The 16,026-nt window shown below is 58.0% G+C and carries 12 protein-coding genes; 8 read left to right on the forward strand and 4 right to left on the reverse strand.

Annotation, left to right across the window (positions count from 1 at the left end; genetic code table 11):
* Positions 1-1,525, forward strand: a 1,525-nt coding sequence (locus tag HMPREF3011_RS04150) for an N-acetylmuramoyl-L-alanine amidase (protein ID WP_246821412.1), incomplete at its 5' end; no start/stop codon positions are given.
* A gap of 85 nt (positions 1,526-1,610) precedes the next feature.
* On the forward strand, positions 1,611-3,896 hold the full coding sequence (locus HMPREF3011_RS04155) for an N-acetylmuramoyl-L-alanine amidase (protein WP_246821414.1): 2,286 nt from the start codon (positions 1,611-1,613) through the stop codon (positions 3,894-3,896).
* A gap of 213 nt (positions 3,897-4,109) precedes the next feature.
* On the opposite strand, the gene HMPREF3011_RS04160 is transcribed toward HMPREF3011_RS04155, so the two are convergent.
* Positions 4,110-4,943, reverse strand: coding sequence for a Cof-type HAD-IIB family hydrolase (locus tag HMPREF3011_RS04160; RefSeq protein WP_070841197.1), 834 nt, complete (start codon positions 4,941-4,943; stop codon positions 4,110-4,112).
* A gap of 6 nt (positions 4,944-4,949) precedes the next feature.
* Positions 4,950-6,599, reverse strand: a complete 1,650-nt coding sequence (locus HMPREF3011_RS04165) for a 1-acyl-sn-glycerol-3-phosphate acyltransferase (protein ID WP_070841198.1) — start codon at positions 6,597-6,599, stop codon at positions 4,950-4,952.
* Between the two features lie 443 nt (positions 6,600-7,042).
* On the opposite strand from HMPREF3011_RS04165, the gene HMPREF3011_RS04170 reads away from it, so the two are divergent.
* The 6 genes from HMPREF3011_RS04170 (at position 7,043) to HMPREF3011_RS04195 (ending at position 14,165) form a co-directional block, all read left to right on the forward strand.
* Positions 7,043-8,779 (forward strand): glycerol-3-phosphate dehydrogenase/oxidase, encoded by a 1,737-nt coding sequence (locus HMPREF3011_RS04170; RefSeq protein WP_049181848.1) that lies wholly within the window; start codon positions 7,043-7,045, stop codon positions 8,777-8,779.
* A gap of 248 nt (positions 8,780-9,027) precedes the next feature.
* Entirely contained in the window at positions 9,028-9,777 is a 750-nt protein-coding gene (locus HMPREF3011_RS04175) for an MIP/aquaporin family protein (RefSeq protein ID WP_187401111.1), read from the forward strand.
* An 84-nt stretch (positions 9,778-9,861) separates the two neighbouring features.
* On the forward strand, positions 9,862-11,418 hold the full coding sequence (gene glpK, locus HMPREF3011_RS04180) for a glycerol kinase GlpK (protein ID WP_070841199.1): 1,557 nt from the start codon (positions 9,862-9,864) through the stop codon (positions 11,416-11,418).
* A gap of 142 nt (positions 11,419-11,560) precedes the next feature.
* Positions 11,561-12,733, forward strand: a complete 1,173-nt coding sequence (locus HMPREF3011_RS04185) for an alpha/beta hydrolase (RefSeq protein ID WP_038626972.1) — start codon at positions 11,561-11,563, stop codon at positions 12,731-12,733.
* Positions 12,734-12,990: 257 nt separating this feature from the next.
* Positions 12,991-13,326, forward strand: coding sequence for a PadR family transcriptional regulator (locus tag HMPREF3011_RS04190; RefSeq protein WP_038626974.1), 336 nt, complete (start codon positions 12,991-12,993; stop codon positions 13,324-13,326).
* A complete protein-coding gene (locus HMPREF3011_RS04195; protein ID WP_038626975.1) occupies positions 13,323-14,165 on the forward strand; it encodes a DUF5808 domain-containing protein in 843 nt (280 codons plus the stop codon). The genes HMPREF3011_RS04190 and HMPREF3011_RS04195 overlap by 4 nt, the downstream gene beginning before the upstream one ends.
* Before the next feature lie 205 nt (positions 14,166-14,370).
* Here the strand turns inward: HMPREF3011_RS04195 and HMPREF3011_RS04200 are convergent, their stop codons facing one another.
* Together HMPREF3011_RS04200 and HMPREF3011_RS04205 are read right to left on the reverse strand one after the other, a co-directional pair.
* Positions 14,371-15,264 carry a hypothetical protein gene (locus HMPREF3011_RS04200; protein ID WP_038626978.1) on the reverse strand — a complete coding sequence of 298 codons (894 nt, stop codon included), beginning with the start codon at positions 15,262-15,264 and terminating at the stop codon, positions 14,371-14,373.
* A complete protein-coding gene (locus tag HMPREF3011_RS04205) occupies positions 15,261-15,884 on the reverse strand; it encodes an ABC transporter ATP-binding protein (RefSeq protein ID WP_038626981.1) in 624 nt (207 codons plus the stop codon). Before HMPREF3011_RS04205 ends, HMPREF3011_RS04200 begins: the two co-directional genes overlap by 4 nt.
* Positions 15,885-16,026 lie beyond the last annotated feature (142 nt).

Below are 16,026 nucleotides of genomic sequence, written 5' to 3' on the forward strand. Positions count from 1 at the left end.
TTTTTTTGGAGCTTTTACCGTGCCAACTCGCCGTCGCATCAATGCCCCGTCGATGGGCCGTCGCACCTTCCTCTATGGACTGGCAGCTACTACTGCCGCAGCTCCACTAGCAACATGGGGCATTCGCCAGGCCCCTACCCTGGTTGAAAGCCCAGGCGCCGGCCCTATCGCAGCCAAGATCTCGACATCGCCGCTGGTTGATGCTGTCACGATGATGATTGACGACGCAGCCGTCGGCACGCATGCCATTACCGATGCCCTGCACCCGCTTCGCGGATTCGTGAAGGACATCACCCGCGACGAACCGTTCTCCCAGTTCGCCCTGACCTGGCCGGGCGATGACAACCTGCAGCTCTACGTTCGCGCCGAACGCGAAGATGGCAGCTTTGGCCCGTGGTTCCACGCTGATTCTCACGGCCCGATGAATAACTCCGGACAGTCCGGCACCGAGCTGCTGTTCGTTGAGCCCACCAGGCGCGTGCAGGTGTCGACCGTCGGACTGAACCTCCTCGAGGGCCTAGATCCACGCAACATCATTGGTATCGACAACCTTGACCCAGCCACTATCGGCGGTGGCCTGCAGGAACTCGTCAGTGCTACGGCCGCGCTGTCCCTCAACGCTGTCCAGGCAGTTTTCATCGACGGCGTAGAGCAGGTCGGCGAGGTTATTCAGCCAGTTGCGTACGAGTCGTCGATTGCTGGCGCGCCAAATGTAATCAGCCGTGCAGCGTGGGGTGCAGATGAGTCCATCCGCAGCGGTTCGAGCTCCTACAGCACCTTCAAGGGCACGTGCATCCACCACACCGCGGGTTCCAATAACTACTCAGAGTCGCAGGGACCAGCCATTGTCCGCGGCATTTACGCCTACCACGCAAAGACGCTGGGCTGGGGCGATGTTGGCTACAACGCGTTGGTCGATAAGTACGGCAACATCTACGAGGGCCGCTACGGTGGCCTGGACAAGAACATCGAGGGCGCGCACGCAGGTGGCTTCAACAACGGCACCTTCGGTATTTCGGTGATGGGCAATCACGACCAGCTGGAGATTCCGGATGCGGCCGTCACTGCACTCGGCGAGATGGTCGGCTGGCGCATGAAGGTCGGTGGCGTCGATCCGATGTCCACCGCCGCACTGACCAGCGCCGGCTACTCGAAGGCACGCTACAGCTCCGGCCAGACCGTGAACCTCCCAGCCATCTTCGGCCACCGCGACACCGGCTACACCTCATGCCCGGGCACCTTCGGCTATCAGCAGATGGATGCCATCCGCGCTGCAGCCAAAGCCAAGTTTGATGGTGCCGGTGGAGCGGGTATCGCCGGCCGCTCGACGGGTCCGAACAACCAGGACGGAGAGGCCGCCAGCATTCCGCCGATTCCGGGCGCCGGCGAGTCGGGCGACAACGGCGGTTCCCTCGGAAACGTGGAAACGCCCACGCCAGGCGAGGTTGTTGGTGAGTTTCTAACTGAATCCCTGCCAACCAACCCTGCCGAAGCTACGCAGGCCTGGTTCGCACCTCAGAACTAAGTCCCCCGCTTATCCAATCCAGGCATAACCACATCACATTTGTGGTGTAGCACCAGATCTTCGTAATCACCCAGGAGTTATTACCGTGTTTAGTCGCCGCCGCATCAATCGCCGCGCAGGTGCCAAGCAATCCTTGGTACTCGCTGCCGTGGCGACCCTTGCCCTGACACCCGTTGCCGTTGTCGGCGCAGGTGCCGCTTATGACCTCATCGAGGAAAACGGTGCCAGCCCCATCGACCCGATTGTCCAGAGCAAGTCGCTTGCAGACAGCGTCTCCGTTCTCGTCGAAGACGCAGCAATCGCAACGCAGTCGCTTGCCGACGAGGCTCATCCCAACCGTGGTGTCGTCAAGGAAATTACCTCCGATACTGAGTTTTCCCAGTTTGCGCTGACGTGGGCCGGTGACCCTGATATCGCCAGCTTCGTCCGCGCCGAGCGCGCCGACGGCTCCTGGTCCGACTGGTACAGCGTTGACCCGGACTACCCCGCTGAAGGCAATGGCAACGGCCTGAACGGAACGGAGCTCATCTACATCGAGCCAACCAAGCGTGTTCAGGTTTCCACCCACGGACTTAACATCTTCGGTCCGGGGTCCGGCGTGGACCTGAAGGACATCAAGGGCGCTGAGAAGTTGGATTTGTCCAAGCTCAACCTCGACGAGATTAATGCTGAGGGCGCCAAGAAGGCCGTGGAGGATGCAAAGGAATCCGCTACGGATGCAGCCAAGGATGTCGCCAAGGCCGTTGACGATGCCGCTTCCGACTACCAGCAGACTCCGGATGCAGCTCCTGGGGACGCACTCGATGACCCGACTGCTCCGAGCGCTAACGACGCTGCAAATCTGGACTCGCCGAATCTCCCAGTGAAGTGGACGGACATCGAGCCGGTCGCCGATGAACTGCCAATCGACCAGGTCGACGCAGTGCTTATCGACGGCCAGGCTGCTGCATCCGGTATCGACCCAATTGTGGATGCCAAGAATGTCACGGGCATGCCGAAGGTCATTACCCGTGCCGGCTGGGGCGCCAACGAAAATAACCGCTGTAAGGGCGCGGACTACGACAACAAGCTGGTCGGTGCCACCGTGCACCACACCGCTGGTTCAAACAACTACACCGAGAGCCAGTCCGCTGGTATCGTCCGCGGCATTTACCAGTACCACGCACAGACTCTGGGCTGGTGCGACATCGGATACAACGCCCTGGTCGACAAGTACGGCAACATCTTCGAGGGCCGCTACGGTGGCCTGGATAAGAATGTCCAGGGCGCTCACGCAGGTGGCTTCAACACCGGTACTTTCGGCATCTCCATGATGGGTAACTACACTTCGGTTGCTCCCAGTGAGGCTGCACTGAACTCGGTGGGCAACATGATTGGTTGGCGTCTGAAGGTCGCCGGCGTCAAGCCGACCGGCCAGATCCAGATGACTTCGGGTGGCACCAGCTACTCCAAGTATGGATACGGCAAGCAGGTCACTCTGCCGACCATCTTCGCGCACCGCGATGTTGGTAACACCACCTGCCCAGGTGATGCTGGCTACGCCCAGATGGGCAAGATCCGCTCGATTGCCGAGAAGAAGTACAACACCCTCACCAGCGGAAAGATTGACAATGAGGGCCCAGATGGCTTGATTGACCTCCTCGTTCCGCAGGATGAAAAGGGCGATAAGACCGCCGAAGACGCAGATTCGCAGTCGACCGAATCGACCGAGTCAACCGAGTCGAGCTCGACCACTTCGACCACCTCGGCATCCACGGGCACGTCCACGACCTCGTCCTCCGAGAAGTCCTCGAGCGCATCGAGCACCACTTCGTCGACAACGTCGAGCTCCGACTCGACCACCTCGGGCACTTCGAATACCTCGGAGCCAACCGACGCCACGAACACCAGTGACACTGCTACGGCTGACTCCTCCGCACCGTCGGCAAGCGAGCAGAGCAACTCCTCCTCGCCGAGCGCATCCGACGAGCAGCAGAAGGCACAGGCTCTGGAGACAGTCTCGGGTGCACGTTCGATGCTGGCCTCGGCGCTGGGCATGCTCGGCGCACCGGGTCTGGGGCAGACCGCCGATGCCATTCTGGGTGCGGTTGGACGCTCGATTGAAAACGGACCGTCGATTGCTGACCTGCCGGTTCTGATTGACCAGATCATCACTATCAATGAGCAGAACGACCTGGCTGCCGAATGGCGCCAAGTTTCCGAGGAAATGGGCTCGGTTCTCGGCTACGCGATGTCCGGTATCCAGAGCGGTTCTACCGTGGCGAACAATGCTGGCCAGGCCGATGCCCTGCGCTACGTGAAGTTTTCCAACGGCGTAATCACCGACTCCGACACCACCGGCGCTCACGCTATCTGGGGGCAAGATTGCTGATGAGTGGGCCCGCCAGGGCTTCGAAGTCGGCAAGCTGGGTGCCCCGACGAAGACCCAGGTGGTCGATGGAAACACCGAGCGCGCTGAGTTCCAGAACGGTTCAATCACCTTCGACCGCGCCACCGGCGAAGTCAAGACCGAGCTGAAGTAAACCCGAAGCAGCCGCTGTCGAGCGCTGGTGGGCTACCTGGCGCGGGAAAACCGCGAGGTTAGCTAGAACCAGCGCTCCAGCACACGAGCAACACCGTCATCATCATTGGTGGCGGTGATTTCGTCTGCAATCTCCTTGACAGTGTCAGCCGCATTGCCCATGGCCACACCCGTGCCCGCCCACGACAGCATCTCGATATCGTTCGGCATGTCACCGAAGCAGACCACATCTTTCGCGGTCGCTCCAACCAGTTCAGACACGTATTCCAGCCCGGCGCGCTTAGTCACGCCCGGCGCGGACACCTCCAATAGCCCGTCTGGCATGGAGTAGGTCACGTGCGCCAAGCTCGCGTCAATTGCAGGGGCTACCAGCTCATATAGCTGGGCACTGTTCACATCTGAGTTTCGCAGCAAGAGTTTCGTCGCGGGTTCTGACAACACGGCCTCTTCAGCAAGCTCACCATGCTCATCCGATTCCCACGCATGGTCATAGGACGGCGCCACCACAAAAAGCTCATCGATGGCGTCATTCGCCGATGTCCCAGCGCGCTCTGCCACAATGCCGATTCCACCGATGGATCGCGTCGCTTCGCGCGCATGCTTAACGACGTATCGCAGCGTCTCCGGCTTCAGTGTGTTGGCGGCAACTACTTCATCACGGCCGGAGTCGTAAATCACCGCGCCGTTGGCACACACGCACAACGGCTGAACCGGCAGCTGCTCGAGCACTGGTTGCAACCACCGAGCCGGCCTTCCCGTGGCCAGCACCAACGGTGTTCCGCGGCGTAGCATTCGCGTGACGGCCTGCCGCAGGCGGGGAGTTACCCGCTCCCGCGAGTCAATGAACGTCCCGTCAATATCCGAAGCTACGAGTAGTGGATGTAGTCTCTCGGTCACTTCGAACTACTTGCCGTCCTCACTGCTGTCATCTTCACCGTCATCGCAGAACCGGTCGTGCAACAACTGCAACGTTGCGGCTACTCCCCCATGCTCGACAGTGTCGACTACCCAGTCCGCGTTCTTCAGTAAGGGCCAGTCCGCATCGGCCATAACTACCGGCATGCCGACACGCTGTGTGGCTTCCTCAAAGTTCGAGCGACCGGCAAAAAGAATCGCGGTTTCTTCCTTGCGAGCCTGCTTGCGCAGCGTGCTTACCACCGCATTTGTGACTTCCAGCTTGCTCGCGCCCTCCGGAAGCTCCACAACCTGCAGGTCAACCGACTCCAAAGCCGATAGATTCGGCTTTTCTCCCGATTCGTGCAGGACAACGATTGTGGCTCCGTCATTACCGAGCTGCTGCAAGGCCTTGATAGTTTCTTCGCTGATGTTGCCCGCATCGTCGGCAAGCGATGCGGGGTAATCGAAGATAAACGTTTCCGGCTGAGCGGTGATGAGCCTGTTCAAGCGCTGTGGAAGCTTGTCGCGGATCATCATCGACTGGCCGATAAGACGGTAAACGGTCTGCTGCGTCTGCTCGACACCGGAGGCGGAGGCCTTCTCTAGCTGCACGTACGCTTCGCGGAACGTCACGCGCATCGAATCCGTGGCAGTACGCACGGACTCCTTGCTCTCCTTGGCACCGGCGACGACATCATCAGCCATCTGTTCCACAGACTGACGGAACTGCGCCAACAAGGCGGTCGTCTGTTCCCTTCGGCGAGCAGACTCCGCGCTCATCGTTTGCGACGCATCGAGGAACTGTTGCCTGGTCTGATCGCCGAACTCACGAGCGCTATCGCCGAACTCACGTGCCGACTCGGCTAGCTTTTCCTTGAATGCGGCCAGGTCACCGCGCAAATGACGGATACGCTGACGCTCTTCTTCGACTTTCAGATCCTCTGCCTGGGCCTCTTCGAAAGTCGGTGCACCACCGCCAAGGCGAGCCGGTACCCAGTAGGCGCCCTTCGGCAGGGGCCCCTCTTCAGCGGCGTACTCGTCCCAGAGCTGACGGACGCCCTGATCCATGATTTCGTGTAGCTTTTCAGTGGCTTCCGCCGGATCGCCCTCTGGGGCCCACGGTGGCAAAACCGTAATATGAATCGGAGTATTGCTGCGACCGAGATGCTTAGGGTGCCCCTTCGTCCACACGCGCTGGGATCCCACAATCAGCACTGGGATGATGGGCTTGCCGGTGCGCTGCGCCATACGCACCGCACCGGACTTCAGATTCTTGACTTCAAAACTGCGCGAGATAGTCGACTCCGGAAAGATGCCTACCAACTCGTCGTTTTCCAGCTTCTGGCAGGCCTCTTCGAAGGACTTGGAGCCGTCAGTGCGGTCGACCGGAATGTGCCTACAAGCACGCATGATTGGTCCTGCGACCGAGTGGTCGAAAACTTCTTTCTTCGCCATAAAACGGACAAAACGGCGGTGCTTGCGGAATGGAATACCGACATAGGTGAAGTCCATGTATCCGGTGTGGTTAGTAACGAGAACGGCGCCAGAGTCTTTTGGCACGTTTTCCCAGCCCTTAACGGTGAACTTCAAACCTTGGGCAAAGAAGACGGTGCGCGCCAATCCGATAATCGTTAAGTACACAGGATCCTTGAACATGGCTTTTACTCTACAATCTTTCGCACCCCTTAGCGGGGCAATATGCACTGGTATCTGAGACTCGCGGATAAATGTCGTTACAGGCTCATATTCATGTGTAAATCCGAGCGCAGCTCCAGTCATCGCCCCTCAAATACGCCACACGCCCGCCGTGCACCCATTGCCCACCCATCAGCCCTCTTTGGCACCCCCATTATGGGGGATTCTATTGCCAACTGACTTTCAGTCTAAAAGTAGTAAATCTCTATTAACATAGCCATCTACCTGCGGAAAATCGAACAACATTACTGGCGCGATTTTCGTGACTTTTTGCCCCATTATTTATATCTACGTAACCGTAGGTTGGCGCTTACAAGTAAGCCGAGTTTTGGTAACCTGAGCCGTGAGCCGAGAAATTCTCTTCGACGAAAAAATCAACGCCCCCCACCGGGAAGGATTGGAAAATGTCGTCCTCTTCATCTCTCGCCCCATCTGCAGTTCTGAACAAGGAACAGCATGAAAAGACTTGGGAGAAATTCGGTACCGAGCAATACGACGTCGTCATTATCGGCGGCGGTTCTGTAGGCGCTGGCGCTGCGCTCGATGCCGCAACCCGTGGTTTGAAGACTGCGGTCATTGAAACTCGTGACTTCGCAGGCGGTACCTCTAGCCGCTCCTCAAAGATGTTCCACGGCGGTCTGCGCTACCTGCAGATGTTGGACTTCCGCCTGGTAGCTGAATCCCTGCGCGAGCGCGAACTGTCCATGTCGCATCTGGCACCGCACCTGGTTAAGCCACTGCGCTTCGTCTTCCCTCTGACTCACCGCGTATGGGAGCGTCCGTTCATGGCATCGGGCTTCTTCCTTTACGACGTCATGGGTGGTGCCAAGCAGGTTCCGATGCAGAAGCACTACTCCCGCAAGGGAACCTTGAAGCAGGCTCCGGGTCTGAAGGAAGATGCCGTGGTCGGCGGCGTTCGCTACTACGACACTCTGGTTGACGATGCCCGTCACACCATGACTGTCCTGCGCACCGCTGCTCACTTCGGCGCTGACGTCCGCACCTCCACCCAGGTTGTCGACTTCGTGAAGGAAGGCGAGCGCATCGTCGGCGCGAAGCTCCTTGACACCGACACTGGCGCGACCACCACTATCCGCGGCAGCGTTTTCGTCAACGCCACCGGCATTTGGTCCGATGAGATTGAGAAGCTGGCTGGCGTCACCGGCAAGTTCCGCGTCCACACCTCCAAGGGTGTCCACATTGTTATTCCGAAGTCCGCTCTTGAGGGCTCGGTGGCAATGACCTTCGTGACTGAGAAGTCCGTCCTGTTCGTGATTCCGTGGGGTGAGTACTGGATTATCGGTACCACCGACACCGACTGGACCATGAACCTGGCAAACCCGGCAGCTACCCGCGCTGACATCGACTACATCCTCGATCACGTCAACGCCAAGGTTCGCCGCCCGATTACTTACGACGACATCGTCGGTGTCTACTCGGGTCTGCGCCCACTGGTGGAAGGCGACTCTGACTCCACCACCAACCTCTCCCGCAACCACGCTGTTGCCCACGTTGCTCCGGGCATGGTCTCCGTCGCAGGCGGTAAGTACACCACCTACCGCGTCATCGGTGCCGATACCATTGACGCTGCAGTCCAGGATGTCCCACGTAAGGTACCGGAGTCCGTCACCGCTGATGTCCCGCTACTCGGTGCTGATGGTTACCACGCACTGAACAACCAGAAGGCAGAGCTGGCCAAGCAGTTCGGTATCACCGAAAAGCAGGTCGAGCACCTGCTCAACCGCTACGGCTCCCTCATCTACGAGGTTCTGGCTCCGGCAGCCGAGGACAAGTCCCTGCTCGAGCCGCTGGAGGCCGCTGAGCAGTACATGCGCGCTGAGGTTCTCTATGCAGTGACCCACGAAGGCGCAAAGCACCTCGACGACATCCTGGAGCGCCGCCTGCGCGTCTCCATGGAGTACGCACACCGCGGTGTCGACAGCGCTCGGGCCACCGCTGAACTGGTTGCCCCAGCTCTGGGTTGGGACAAGGATACGATGGAGAAGGAGATCAAGGTCTTCATCGAGCGTGTCGAAGCAACCCTGGCAGCTGAACGTGAGCTGACTGACAAGGCCGCTAACGAGATTGCTGCTCATGCAGTGGAAACTCGCGCGGACGTCGACGTCAGCCTCGACCGCTAGTTCATTTCCCACCCTCCCCTAGGTAGCCATACGAGTTAGCTCTTGAATGGCCACCAGCGCTGTAGCCACAACGAAATAGCTTCCTTCTCGGGAAAACGGCTTCGCACTTCAAAGGGCTGATGGGGTCGAAATAAAAGTGCCGGCGAAAAATAGTTTCTCGCCGGCATTTCTTATACCTAAAGAATTCTACGTTGCAAGATTCATCGTGACCTTGCCCGGTCACGACTCACAGAGAGTTTCTACATCTCATGGAGACAATCACAGGATCCCAGGCATTCCTCTGGGAGTTTTTCGGAACCGCCATTCTGATTCTGCTCGGTAACGGAGTCTGCGCCTCTATCAACCTCCGGACTACCCGCGCAGCAAATGCTGGTTGGATGGGCATTGCCTTCGGTTGGGGTATGGCCGTTTTCGCTGGCGCATCTATTGCCGACGTATCCGGCGGGCACTTGAACCCAGCGGTAACCGTTGCCCTGGCAGTCAAAGGCAGCCTGGCTTGGAGCCTTGTCCCCTACTATGCCGCAGGTCAGCTGTTGGGCGCATTCGTAGGTGCAATCCTGGCATGGGCCGCGTTTAAGCAGCTGTTCGATGCCAATGGCGTTGACGACAACGGCAATCCGACCAATGCAAATGCCGAGACCGGCGGCAACTTCTTCACCGTACCGATTCATCCAAATAACTTCTGGAATGCCGTCACCGAGTTCATCGCGACCTTCGTTCTGCTCGCATTCATCCTGTTCGGCCCAGCCGGCGGCGAGCTTGGCCCGCTGACCTACTTCGGTGTCTCGTTCATCATTGTGTCGATTGGTCTTTCCCTTGGTTCCCCGACTGGATACGCTATCAACCCTGTTCGTGACCTCGGCCCCCGTTTAGCCTACGCTTTCGTGCTCCCGATTAAGGGCAAGGGCGATGCGAACTGGGCATATGCATGGGTCCCGATTGTCGCACCGATGCTGGCAGCTGTGGCTGCAGGCGCTCTTGCCTTTGCCATCGGATAACGGGAATATGAGAGTGAACGCACAATAAAATAGCGCAAGTCCGAAAACTCACATTTACACACAATTTCGCTAGGAGTATCCCCCATGATGCACAGCAAATATGTCCTCGCCATTGACCAGGGAACTACTTCCACCCGCTGCATCATCTTCAACCATGACGCAGAGATCGTCACTGTCGCCCAGATGGAGCACAAGCAGATCTTCCCGGAAGAGGGCTGGGTCGAGCACGATGCCCAGGAGATTTGGACCAACACTCGTCGCGTAGTCAGTGAAGCTCTCGCTGATGGCGACATCTCCTCCCAGGACATTGAGGCAATCGGTATCACCAACCAGCGCGAAACCACTGTCGTCTGGGACAAGAACACTGGTGAACCGGTCTACAACGCCATCGTCTGGCAGGACACCCGCACGAACACCATCTGTAAGGAGCTCATGGGGGATGAAGGCGCGGACCGTTGGCGTGAGACCACGGGCCTGCGTATCAACTCCTACCCGGCAGGCCCGAAGGTGCGCTGGATCCTCGACAACGTCGAGGGCGCTCGCGAAAAGGCCGAGGCTGGCGACCTGCTCTTCGGCACCATCGACACCTGGCTGCTGTGGAACCTCACCGGCGGCGCAGAGGGTGACAACGGCGAATCTGCAGTCCACGCAACGGACGTCACCAACGCATCCCGTACTCTCCTGATGGACCTCAAGACCCTCGAGTGGGACGAGGACATTTGCCGTGAAATTGGCATTCCAGTGTCGATGCTGCCGGACATCCGCCCGTCAGTAGGCAACTTCGGTCGCGTTCGCGCCCGCGATGCTCTGTCCGGCCTTCCCATTACAGGTATTCTCGGCGACCAGCAGGCCGCCATGTTCGGCCAGGGTTGCTTCGGCGAGGGCGACACCAAGAACACCTACGGCACTGGCCTGTTCATGCTGATGAATACCGGCGAGAACCCGAAGTGGTCCGAGCACGGCCTCATCTCCACCGTCTGCTACCAGGTCGAGGGTGAGAAGCCGGTCTACGCTCTCGAGGGTTCTGTCTCCATGGGCGGCGCACTTGTTCAGTGGCTGCGTGACGAGCTGCAAATGATTCCAAATGCCGCTTCCATCGAGAACAAAGCAAAGAGTGTCAAGGACAACGGTGGCGTGTACATCGTGCCGGCATTCTCCGGTCTCTTCGCTCCTCGTTGGCAGCCGGACGCCCGTGGCGTCATCGTCGGCCTGACTCGCTTCGTTAACCGCAACCACATCTCCCGCGCTGTGCTGGAGGCTGCTGCGTACCAGACTCGTGAGGTTCTCGATGCCATGGTGGCAGAATCCGGCACGGACATCACGACGCTGAGCGTTGATGGCGGCATGACCATGAACGAGTTCCTCATGCAGTTCCAGTCCGACATCCTAGATGTCACTGTCACGCGCCCGAACAACATTGAAACCACTGCTCTCGGCGCTGCATATGGTGCAGGTCTGGGCGTTGGCTTCTGGTCGAGCTTGGATGAGGTCAAGGCTCACATCACGATTGACAAGAAGTGGCGTCCGAAGATGGAGGCCGAAGAGCGCGATCGCCTGTTCCACCAGTGGAACCGTGCCGTTGAACGCACCTACGGCTGGGTCGAGGATACCGATGCTGAGGAGGCACCGAAGCCTGAATAAGCCCTCGTAAGAGCCTAAGAATGGCTCGGAAAACCGATTCGGTTTTCCGAGCCATTCTTATTATAAATTCAGGGCTTGTTTGTTATAATAAAATTATTATCACTACCATCCGCTCCTCGATTGAAAATAGAAAAGAGCAATCATGCGTCGTGCATCGATTTTCACTGCGAGTGTGACCACCGCCCTGACGCTGGCACTGGCCACTCCGGCAGCATCAGCAACCCCAACGGATTTCATTAAAAACCCGCTGGAGCCAACCCCTGACCCGCAGTCCACTGCGATGGTCGAACTGCCAACTACCCCGGCGCCGACCACTACAGTTGACGGTCGCCACGTTACGGTGACCGACGGCTATATGACGTCGGAGGATGGCAAGGGCACTCAAATCTACTGGAAGTCCAACACCATTCCGAACGCCAAGGCCACTGTCGTCGTCGTGCATGGTGCTGCAGAGCACCTGGGTCGCTACGAGTGGGTAACTGGCAAGCTTCTGAACGCCGGCTACAACGTCTACCGCCTCGACCACCGCGGTCACGGCCACACGGGCCAGGTTGAAGGCACTCCAGTTGCTCGTGGTCACATCGATGATTTCCACTCGCTTGTCGATGACCTACACATGCTTGTAGAGAAGGCCAAGGCGGAGAACCCGAGCACGAAGACCTTCCTGCTCGGCCACTCCATGGGCGGTCTTGCTGTGGACTTCCACGGCATCAAGTACCCGGGCAGTGTCGATGGCATCGTCGCCAACGGCGGTGGCGCTCTGTTCAACCCCTACGGCGGCACGGACAAGGGCGAAACCATCACTCCAGAAGCCATGACCGATGTCGAGCGCGAAGCCCAGCCGACGATTTACCAGCGTCTGCCGTTCCAGGACATGACTACTTTCAACACGCGCATGCTCAAGGAAGTACCGAACCGTACCGAGATGCGCGTCCCATCGCTGCCGGGCACTGACCTGATTCAGGTTGGCAACCCGCTGGGTGCGAAAACTTCTTCTTCCCAGGCAGTGCGTGATGAATACGGCACTGATCCGTACAACAACTCCAAGCTTTCGCTCGGCATGGCTCAACAAATGGCGTTTGCCGCCACCTACAACGGCACCAACTCCGTCGACTTCGTTGAGCCGACCCTGGTCATGATGGGTGGCCAGGATGAGATTGTGCCACCGTTCTTCTCGCGTGACTGGTACAACGGCATCTCGTCCACCGACAAGCAGCTGATCGAGTTCGAAGGCCAGTTCCACGAGGTATTCAATGAACCGGCACAGCACCAGGCCATTGCGACGGCTATTGCCTGGCTCGATGAGCGCATTTAATTGAACGCTAAATAGGAACCGAACCGGTTCCTAGCTGTTACAAGTTCTTCATAGAGCCAACCCGGTGGGATGAGGGGCGATTGTCTTTTGACAATTGCCCCTCATTTTTCTTTGTTCTGTTCTCTCTGTGCGGTATAGGCGTGCAGTACTTGGCAATACAAACTACTGGGGGTATAGTTGGCATTACAAGGTACTAGGTATGAAAAGGATTCTGCTCAAACAACTTCCTTCTACCGCCGGAAAGAAAGCACAACGCCATGCCCAAACGCCCACAAACACAACTGAAGAAGGGAGTACTCGAGCTCGCCATTCTCAAGCTGATTTCTCGCGAAGAACTCTATGGCGCGGCACTCGTCGCAAAGCTCAACGCCTACCCCCACCTCAGCGCGCCCGCAGGAACCGTCTACCCCCTACTCTCGCGGCTGACCACCAACGGCTTGATTAGCAATCGCTGGGAGGAATCCCCCAAGGGGCCGCCCCGCAAGTACTACTCACTAACAGACAAAGGACAGCAAACACTCACGCAGCTACATCAGGACTTCATCGATCTATCCGCCGACATGACCGCACTATTTTCCGAGGATCCCCAATGAACACCTACCTCACCGCCATCGACCACAAACTGCGCGAAATCGGAACATCGCCCGCACAACGCAAGGCGATCATTGCCGAGCAGGAGAGTCTTCTGCAAGAGCTTAACGACGTCCACGCGGACCTGGCCGAAGAGCTGGGAACGGCGACCGAATACGCCGAGCGAGTCGCCGAGCAAGTTGGTGAACCGAGCGCTTTGCGACGCTACCTCAGCAACCCACTTCGAGCATTTTCCAAGCGCGGTCGCGCTTCCCTGTGGAATATGAACGACCCGCGGATTCTCCAACCTCACCTGTTGGGTTTTGGCTGGTCTATCAATTGGGCTGCAGTAGCCACCAAGCTCGGGATTGTCCGCCCGGACGATATTGACGGTGAGGTTATCTCTGAAATTCCGGCTCGCGCACTGCAGGCGACCGCTTTTCTCCCCGCGGCTGTGACGGTTGCGCACGGAGTCGCACTGGCCAGGTGCTGGAAGCAGTTGCCTTCAGAAGTCCACACAAAATGGAAGCTAAACGGCGAGGCAGTTCAAAAGACAGCACCGAAGGAAACTCTGCTTCTTCCCTTCGTGGTTTCTACGGTCGGAGCTGGATTCTCAGCTGCTTCGCTGCTCAAGGCAGATGACCGCGAAGATACTCTGCGCGTCGCGTCCCTAGGTACTCTCACTTGCGCCATTGCTCCAGCTCAGCTGATCGGCGTTCTCACGGAAGAAAACTCCAAGATCAATCCAGCATTAGTCCAAGCCGGTGTTGCCACGGCATCGGTCGCAGCTTCGGCCGCATGCCTTGTCTTTCCCCTCCGAGCCGGACTGAAGGCTACCTGGAAGAAAGCTGGGGTGGCCTAGATCATGCCGATGTAATTTGGGCAGGTCAAAGCGTTACTCCGCAGCCCGTCAGCACCGGCCTGCTCGCTATTGCAATCGAAGTACTTCACAGCTAGGAGCTGTAGGCCAACAGCTCCTAGTAGAAGACGTTGCCTCTCCGCCTAGGATTCCCCTTTTCCCGCCGGCGCAGCCCGACCGCTTAGTCGGAGCATTGTGGCCGCAGCTCCTACATAATCGGCGCAATCGCCATCAATTCCGATGCAATAGCCGGAATAATCGCAAGACCGCCGGAAAACCAATACTGCAGCTTGCCCATTTCTAATGGTGCGCCCAAACCAATCTCAATCGAGGAAAAATCATTAGTTTCCCGTGGTTTTCCTCGAACAAGTGCACAATAGACAATTGCCACGGCAGCCCATAGCATGGAATACATGGGATTTAGCGGCATCCCCGGAAGGAATTGGACGGCCATTCCCAGGACGGTCACAACGCTCAGTATCGCCACTCGCCACGGCAGCTGACCTGGCGCTTCGAGCCTAGTCGCCCGCCATACTGCAGAGGCAAGCACCGCCCAGCAGAGCAAAACCAGCGTGCGCCCGCCTTTTCCAATCAGCGGTGCAACAGAAAACTCCGCCAGCGCCACCGCAACAAATAGCAACGGGATATACCCACGCCGCACCAGCCTGCGCAGCATCAACACCGGCAAGGAAGTTTGCGCGAACGGCCGCTCCTTGACCTTGGCACTCCGCAGCCAGGAAGCAGCGTAAATATTCGATGCCAGCTCCGCATTAAAGAACATCACGGTCACACGAGTCATCGATTGTGTCACGCCATTAGAAAGCACCGTCGCTAAACGACGTGGTCGTGCAACCCCAAGGACATATCGAAAAACCCCGCCAATGCCGAACCCAAATACGGTGAACACCAGCACTTGGAGCCAGCCATCGCGGTCAATGCCGGGAAATCGACGTGCGGGGCGATACTCCCATTCCCATCGGTCGCGGTCAACGGACCTCAGCGGAGCCATTCGTTCCGCAATGATGACCAGCAGGAAGATAATCCCTACTAAGCCAACTACTTGAAATACGTTGAGAGGAAAACTCAAGCCTTCAAGGTTCACAGTCGAATCTCCCAGTCTGCCTCATCGATGAGACTTGGCGAATGCGATGCCACAATCACTGTGAATCCAGACTGTGCCATTTGGCGAAGTTGCGCGCACAGCAGCCGAGTCCAATCCGCATCGAGATGGCGCTCGGGTTCATCCAACACAACAACCGGAGCCGCAACCGCCAATTGGATTCCCAAGTTTGCCCGCTGCTTCTGACCGCTCGAAAGCCGACTGGGCAAAGTGTTGGGCAACTCAGCAACGCGCCATGGCTCCAACCGACTCAGCAGCGTGTCCATTCCCACACCTGTGCGCAGGGAAACCAGGTTAATATGCTCGCCGAGAGTTAAGTCCGGTAGAAATGCTGGATCAGAAATGCTGGTCACGCAGCCAGCGCCTTGCGGGCTTGACGGATCAACGAAAGTTTCTTCGCCCTCGCAAGCAACCCGCACAGTACCTTCGATTGGCTCTATCTCACCAGCAATGGTGCTAATCAACGTGGATTTTCCCACCCCATTCGGGCCGGTGATACTGACAAATTCCCCCTTACGGATCTCCGCGCTAATCTCACCAAGAATGCTGCTGTGTCCATATACGCAGTCAACTTCGAGCGAAGTTTTTCCTGGTTCAATCATGCCGCTGCTATCGATCCTCTTGCCAAATTATTGACTCAATCCCCCACCTACTTCTTAGCGCAGTCACCCCACCCACGTCTTGGGAATTGAAAATTGGCCCAGCCCACGCGAACCCAGCGAGCCGACGCGAACCTATCGCCGG

The sequence above is a fragment of the Corynebacterium sp. HMSC074C04 genome, from assembly GCF_001838295.1.
GTDB classification, from domain to species: Bacteria; Actinomycetota; Actinomycetes; order Mycobacteriales; family Mycobacteriaceae; genus Corynebacterium; species Corynebacterium amycolatum.